The sequence below is a fragment of the Micromonospora sp. NPDC049201 genome (assembly GCF_055586805.1).
Window position 1 is genome coordinate 1 of the sequence record NZ_JBVJHM010000034.1, and the last position, 3,812, is coordinate 3,812.

The 3,812-nt window shown below is 68.9% G+C and carries 1 protein-coding gene; it reads right to left on the reverse strand.

Annotated features, from left to right (window positions below; all coding sequences use genetic code 11):
• Positions 1-3,812, reverse strand: a 3,812-nt coding sequence (locus tag ACZ6O5_RS31205; RefSeq protein WP_465981907.1) for a type I polyketide synthase, incomplete at both ends; no start/stop codon positions are given.

Sequence of the window (3,812 nt, forward strand, 5' to 3'; positions counted from 1 at the left end):
CCGGTGGTGTCGAACACCGCCACCGCGATACCACCATCGTCGGACGGTGTCAGCCGGACCCGCAGCGTGGTCGCTCCGGTCGCGTGCAACCGCACCCCGCTCCACGCGAACGGCAACACCGCCCCACCGTCGTCGTCGCCGAGCAGCCCGGTCAACCCGATCGGGTGCAGCGCCGCGTCCAACACCGCAGGATGCAGCCCGAACCCGCCGGTCTCGACGTGCTCGGGCAGTGTCACCTCGGCATACACATCCCGCTCGGAACGCCACACCGCCCGTAAACCTTGGAACACCGGCCCGTACACGTACCCGCCGTCGGCCAACCGTTCGTACACGCCGTCCACCGCCACCGGCCGCGCGTCGGCCGGCGGCCACTGCTCCAGCCTCGCCGGCACCCGACCGGCCTGCGGGCTCAACACACCCGTGGCATGCCGAGTCCACGAACCCTCCGCGCCCTCCGCGCCTTCTGGTCGGGAGTACACGTTGACCGGCCGTCGACCGTCCTGGCCGGGATCACCGACCCACACCTGCACCTGCACCCCGCCCTGCTCGGGCAGCAGCAACGGGGTCTGCAGCGTCAACTCCTGCACCACGGCACAGCCGACCTGGTCCCCGGCGTACATCACCAACTCCACGTACGCCGTGCCCGCCAACAACACCGAACCCAACACCACATGATCAGCCAGCCACGGCTGCGCCGACACCGACAACCGGCCGGTCAACACCACCCCGTCCCCATCAGCCAACGACACCGCCGCACGCAACAACGGATGATCAGCCGAACCCAGCCCCAACACCCGAGCGTCCCCCACACCAGCCGCCGCCGACTGCGGCCAGTACCGCTGATGCTGGAACGGATAGGTAGGTAGGGCAACCGGCTGGGTCGGGCCGGTATTCGTGTCGAGCAGTGTCGGCCAGTTCACCGTCGCGCCGTGTACGTGGATACCGGCGACCGCGGTCAGCAGTGTCTGCGGCTCGTCCCGTTCAGCTCGCAGCGCTGGCAGCCACACCCCTGCATCGGGGGTACCGGTGTCGGCCATTGAGGTCAGGGTGCCGTCCGGGCCCAGTTCGAGGAAAACATCCACGCCTTGCTCGCGCAGCGCGGTCACCGCGTCGTGGTACCGCACCGTCTGGCGGACATGCCCCACCCAGTATCCCGGCTCGGTCACATCCGCACCCGGGGTGCCGGACACCACCGGGATCGTCGGCTCCCGCCACACCACCCCGCCCAACACCTCGGCGAACTCGGCCAACATCGGCTCCATCAACGGCGAATGGAACGCGTGACTGACCCGCAACCGCCGCGCCTTACCACCTCCATCTCGCCACTGCTGCGCCAACTCCAACACCACATGCCGGTCACCGGAGATCACCGTCGAGTGCGGGCCGTTGACAGCCGCGACGCCCACCAGGTCGGTGTGCCCGGCGATCAGGTCGTGGGCTTGAGTGTCGCTGGCGGTCAACGCCACCATGGCGCCACCAGCGGATAGCGCCTGCATCAACCGGCCCCGCGCGGCCACCACCGCCACCGCATCAGCCAGATCCCACACCCCCGCCACATACGCCGCGCTCAACTCACCAATCGAGTGCCCCGCCAGACACTGCGGGGCCACCCCCCAGGAGCTGATCAGCCGGTACAACGCCACCTGCACCGCGAACAGCCCGGCCTGGGTGTACATCGTCTGATCCAATAGCTGCGGCTCGCCCGCGACCACGTCCCGCAACGACCGCTCGAGATGCTGGTCGAAGGACGCGCAGACCTCATCGAACACTTCAGCGAACACCGGATACGCCTCATACAAGCCCAGACCCATCCCGGCCCGCTGGCTGCCCTGCCCGGAAAACACCACCGCGAGCCGACCGGGCCCCGCGACCCCGGCAACCACTCCCGGCGCCTGGCCACCGGAGGCCAGCGCCTGCAACCCGTCCGCCAACGCCGACCGATCCTGGCCGAGCACCACACCCCGGTAGGGGAACCCGGTCGCCCGGCTGTCCACCAACGCCTGCCCCACCGTCACCGGATCCACCTCGGGCCGGTCGACCACGAACTCGGCCAACCGCTGCGCCTGCGCCCGCAACGCCACCTCGGACTTGGCCGACAACAACCACGGCACCACCCCGCCCGGCAGCGTCGGCGGCTCCTGGCCCGAGGCCGCCGGGTCAACCGGTGTGTCCCGCGGCGGCTCAAACGGTTCGGCCTCCTGCAGGATCTCGATCGGTTCGGTCTCCTCCAGGATGAGGTGGGCGTTGGTGCCGCTGATCCCGAACGAGGACACCCCGGCCCGCCGCGGCCGGCCGTTGACAGGCCAGGGTGTGGCCTCGGTGAGTAGCTGCACCGATCCGGTCGACCAGTCCACATGTGTGGACGGCTCGTCCACGTGCAGTGTCTTGGGCATCAGGCCGTGCCGCATCGCGAGGACCATCTTGATGATCCCGGCGACACCCGCGGCCGCCTGGGTGTGGCCGATGTTCGACTTCACCGACCCCAACCGCAACGGCTGATCCGCGGGCCGGTCCTGGCCGTACGCGGCGATCAGCGCCTGCGCCTCGATCGGATCACCCAGCGTGGTGCCCGTGCCGTGCGCCTCCACCACATCCACCTCGCCCGGCGACAACCGCGCATTCGCCAAAGCCTGACGGATCACCCGCTGCTGCGACGGACCATTCGGCGCACTCAACCCATTCGACGCGCCATCCTGATTGACCGCGCTGCCCCGCACCACCGCCAACACCCGATGCCCCCGCCGACGGGCATCCGACAGTCGTTCCAACACCAGAATTCCGACACCCTCACCCCAGCCTGTGCCGTCAGCGGCGTCTGCGAACGATTTGCACCGCCCGTCGGCGGCCAAGCCGCCCTGTCGGGAAAACTCCACGAACGCTCCCGCCGTGGCCATCACCGTCACACCGCCGGCCAGGGCCATGGAACACTCACCCGAGCGCAACGCCTGCGCCGCCAAATGCACCGCCACCAGCGACGACGAACACGCCGTGTCCACCGACACCGCCGGGCCCTCCAAACCCAGGGTGTACGCCACCCGCCCCGACATCACACTCGCCGCATTACCCGTCAGCAGATGCCCCTCGCTACCGGCCTGCGCGTCACCAATCACCGAGATGTAGTCCTGCCCGGTGGTACCCACATACACACCGGTATCCGACCCACGCAGCCCCGACGGGTCAATCCCCGCCCGCTCCAACGCCTCCCAGGAAACCTCCAACAACAACCGCTGCTGCGGATCCATCGCCACAGCCTCCCGCGGACTGATCCCGAAAAACCCCGCATCGAACAACGCCGCACCAGCCAGGAACCCACCCTCCCCTGCATAACTGGTCCCCGACCGCTGCCGATCGGGGTCGTACAGCGCCGCCAGATCCCAACCCCGATCCGCAGGGAACCCACCCACCGCGTCAACACCCTCGACCAACAACCGCCAAAACCCCTCCGGGTCACCCACCCCACCCGGATACCGACACCCCATCCCCACAATCGCCACCAGCTCATCAACACCCGCACCCACCGGCACCGGCGCAAGGACATCGGTCTGCCCACCAAGCAGCTCCGTCAACACGTACCCGGCCAGGGCGGTCGGTGTCGGATGGTCGAAGACCAGCGTGGCTGGTAGCGGCAGCCCGGTCACGGCGGCCAACCGGTTACGTAGTTCCACCGCGGTCAACGAGTCGAAGCCGAGTTCACGGAACGCCCGCTCGGGTGGGATCGCTTGGGCGCTGTCATGGCCGAGGGCTGTAGCGGCGTGGGTGCGTACCAGTTCGAGGATCTTCTGTTGGCGTTGCGGGCCGGTCAACGCCCGCAG